Here is a 3,813-nt window from a genome sequence, read left to right as displayed (position 1 = left end):
AAGCTTTTTTTGGAAATAATGATGGATTTACAAGGTAGAATGACAATTATTTACTATTTATTTAATAATATATAGTATAATTGTTTTTAGAATATTTTTTAGGAAGGTGAATATTAATTCAAACTGTAAGAAATGTTATAGCCATACTTGATTATATTGTTAATTCTCCTACGCCAGTAAGTGCTACAGAAATTGCTCGTGAATTTGAGATGTCGATATCTAATGCATATAAATACTTAGATGATTTGTATAGAGGAGAACTGTTAACTAAAAATAAAGATAGAACATATATTCCCAGCTTTAAACTTGTGGAATATGGAAGCATTATCTTAAAAAAGATAAATCTTAGAGACCTAGCCCAACCACATCTAGTTGATTTAATGGTCAAAACTGGTCAAACTGTTCACTTAGTTGTAAAAGATGGTGATGAAGGGGTATATATAGAAAAGATTGAAGGTCCTCATTCTTTGCCTATGATGTCAAAGATAGGAATGAGAATGAACTTATATGCAACTGGTTTCGGAAAGGCAATTTTAGCCTATTTACCTCAACAAGAATTGGAAGAATATTTAAGAACGGCACAGTTAGAAAAAAGGGCAAGAAACACAATTACAGATCCAGAAAAATTAAAAAAACAATTATCAGAAATAAGAAAAATGGGCTACGCAGTAGATAATGAAGAAAATGAAAATGGTATTTTTTGTATTGGGGCACCCATTTTCAATTATGACAATCAAGTTATTGCGGCTGTTAGTATTTCTATGAGTACATCTCAAGCTAAAGAGACGAAAGTTGACGAATATGCAAGGTTTGTTGTGGATTGTACGAGAAAAATATCTCGTTTGCTAGGTTATAAAAAATAAATATCAAACATATTTAAAAAGGTTAATAATTAAAATATATCCTTTAAGGGCTCAACTATAATTGTTTCATAGTTTTCATATAGCCACATCCCGGGTTTAGCTCCTTTTGGTTTCCATACGTTTTTTCTTTGAGTGTAATCAACAGCTACATTAGAGGACATTTTAGCCTTTGAAAATGTAGCAGCTATTTGTGCTGCATACTTGATTACTTGCTCTGGTACGTCTCTTCCTGCGGATTTAATTATCACATGAGAACCCGGAATTTCATGTGTATGGAGCCAAATGTCTTCTCTTGATGCCGATCTTGTTAAATCATCATTTTGTTTATTATTTTTACCCACTAACATTTCAAAACCTTCATACTCATATTTTCTGTAAGATGTTTCGAACTTTTTTTCTCTTTTAGGTTTTTTAGTTTCTCTAATTAAACCTTGTTCTTTCATTTCTTCCCTTATTTCTATTAAAGTTTCAAGGTCTTGGGCTGAGGTAATTGTTTCTAAAAGCTGATAAAGATACTCCAGCTCATTATTAATTTCCTTAATTCTTTTCTTAGCAAACTCGACTTTTTTCTTAATGCGTTTTACCTCTTTATAGTACTTTTCTAAATTTTGTGTTGGAGATAATAAAGGATCTATTTCTATAACAATCTCCAACCCACTGTTCCAATCAATTACAGGAAGATATTTGTCTCCTTTTTTTATTTTAAATAAATAGCTCTGAAGCAATTTACCTTTTGTTTCAAGTTCTTCCAAAAGCTCTTCTTCAGATAAATCCTTTAAAATCAGATCTTTAGTTTTTTCTGATTTATCAATAAGATTGTTAACAATTTTTTCCAGATACTTCTGTATCTCCAAAAATCTAGATTGATTCGCTCTTTCTTGAAATACTTTGAGTATAGCTTCTGAAGGACTTAACTTTTCATAAGTGAAACTGTTAGGTGTTATGGCTACTGCGTCAAATTTGTTATTATCTTTAAAGAAAAACAAATAGGGTTTTTGGAGATCTTGGAGAGCTTTTTCAATGCCTATAATTTTCAAAAAATCTTTAGATTTTTTAGAAAATCCCATCAGATTATTTAAAAAAGAATCATCTAAAACCTTGATATCGTCTTTCAAAATATTTAATTTTGAATCATCATAATATGGCACAAATTTATTACCTGGTAAAATAGGTCTAAATTCATCATGCACATGTTTATATGATTCTTCAATGTTTCCTTCTTCATTAACAAGTATCAAGTTAGAATTTCTTCCCATCAATTCGAAGTAAAGTTTATAGCTAACCTTATCTGCTCTTTCTTCATCAAAGTTTTCTATTTCAATAAAGCCCAATCTATCTATGCCTAATTGTTCGATATTTATGATCCTACCGTTTCTGATTCTTTTTCTTAAGAATTGAGCAAAATGAGCTGGTTCCATCGGTATATCAGGTTTTTCAGCTAACAAAAGCATATAAGAAGGATTTTGCATGGAAAATAACAAATAATTTTTGGATAACTGCAGTAATACTTGATAATAAACTGGTTGATAAACGTTTCTAATTCTTTCTCCTATAAGATGTTCTTTTGCTTCTCGTAAGATTTTATATAATACTAAGCCATCAAATGGCACATTACCACCTCTTTTTCAATTTGTTACTAAAACAAAAAGGGCATCTTTATTGCCCTTTTTGTCATATCTATTATTATGCTATATATTTTTTGTTGCTTAACTATACTATGAACTCTTTTTGCCTTTGTCTGTTGCACCAACTATTAAACCAATAATTCCAATTACTAAATCAATCCATGCATGCCAATTCGGCATCGTTGCTACAAACAAACCGACAATCCCCATAAGTAACAAATAAATGCCAATAACAATCAACCAACTTTTTGACATATTACCCCCTCCTTACGCTCTAAGTTTTCGATGATACATCAAATAAACTTCGTTCGAAAGGAGCATATTGAGTCATAAAGATAGATCGAATTTGAGAGATACATTGAATGGTCAATGCTCACAATTATGATAAAAAAAATAAATTACAAACACAATAAGGATTGAATAATATTGTGTTAACATCAATAAGGTTTAGTTTAGATAATGGTTCTAGAACGAATCAACTTAAAACAAATGACCATTATATCACTTTCTTTTCATTTTATTGAGTTATATAGATTGAAAGATGTTATAATATTATTATAGGGGGCTTAACTATATTTTTACTATTAAATATTGCTGAAAAAGACTGATACTATCTTTTTGATAATAAGGGGGTATAAAAATTAAGCACTCTAAAATATATGTGATTTTATTATTGTTTGTACAAATAAGCTTAACCTTCTTTTCTCAGAATTCTTTATTAGTTCTAAATTCATATAATCCAGGTTTATCTTGGTCTGACGAAGAACTAGACGGTCTTTTTTCGGTGTTAAGTAAGCAGGAAGATTTAGAAATTTACGTAGAATATTTGGATGCAAAAAGGTTTGGAGAATCTTATTCATTAGAGTTATTCAAGGAGTATCTGTTTAAAAAATTTGAAAAAGTTAAATTTGATGCTGTTGTTGTATTAGACAACGATGCTTTTGATTTTGTTCTGGAAAATTATGATTCCTTTTTTAATGGTTTGCCAATAATATTTTGTGGGATTAATTATTTTGAAGAATACAACTTAGACAGTAAAGATTATGCTAGTGGAGTTGTAGAAATATTAGATATTAAAAATACATTGTCTGCAGCTTTGAATCTTCATAAAGACACAAAACATGTTTACATTATAATAGATAACTATACAAAAACTAGTATTCTTGTAAGACAAGAGATGGAAAACGATGTAATTCCCTATTTTTCAGAAATAAACTTCATATTTTTAAGTGATTATTTAGAAGAGGTTTATGAAAATCTAAGTAATCCTCTAGATGATTCTATCGCCCTTCTTTTAGGTTTCAATAAAGATAAGAATGGTGTTT

3 protein-coding genes and 1 pseudogene are annotated in these 3,813 nt (G+C 29.4%); 2 read left to right on the top strand and 2 right to left on the bottom strand.

Annotated features, from left to right (window positions below; translation table 11 throughout):
- Nucleotides 1-110 precede the first annotated feature (110 nt).
- A complete protein-coding gene (locus PKN74_RS08110; protein WP_472310320.1) occupies nt 111-863 on the top strand; it encodes an IclR family transcriptional regulator in 753 nt (250 codons plus the stop codon).
- A gap of 29 nt (nt 864-892) precedes the next feature.
- Here PKN74_RS08110 and PKN74_RS08105 read toward each other — a convergent pair whose 3' ends face one another.
- Nucleotides 893-2,473, bottom strand: a complete 1,581-nt coding sequence (locus PKN74_RS08105; protein WP_472310318.1) for an Rqc2 family fibronectin-binding protein — start codon at nt 2,471-2,473, stop codon at nt 893-895.
- A 105-nt stretch (nt 2,474-2,578) separates the two neighbouring features.
- Nucleotides 2,579-2,743 carry a hypothetical protein gene (locus PKN74_RS08100; protein ID WP_472310316.1) on the bottom strand — a complete coding sequence of 55 codons (165 nt, stop codon included), beginning with the start codon at nt 2,741-2,743 and terminating at the stop codon, nt 2,579-2,581.
- 418 nt (nt 2,744-3,161) lie between these two features.
- Here PKN74_RS08100 and PKN74_RS08095 point away from each other — a divergent pair.
- Nucleotides 3,162-3,813 (top strand): annotated as a pseudogene (locus PKN74_RS08095) (hypothetical protein); the annotation flags it as partial.

Source organism: Defluviitoga sp., assembly GCF_035349255.1.
In the GTDB taxonomy this organism is placed as follows: domain Bacteria; phylum Thermotogota; class Thermotogae; order Petrotogales; family Petrotogaceae; genus Defluviitoga.
This window is presented reverse-complemented; position numbering and strand designations above follow the sequence as displayed.

Excerpts from the sequence above, each read along its gene's own strand:
- PKN74_RS08100 (WP_472310316.1), bottom strand. The coding sequence starts at position 2,743 with ATGTCAAAAAGTTGGTTGATTGTTATTGGCATTTATTTGTTACTTATG.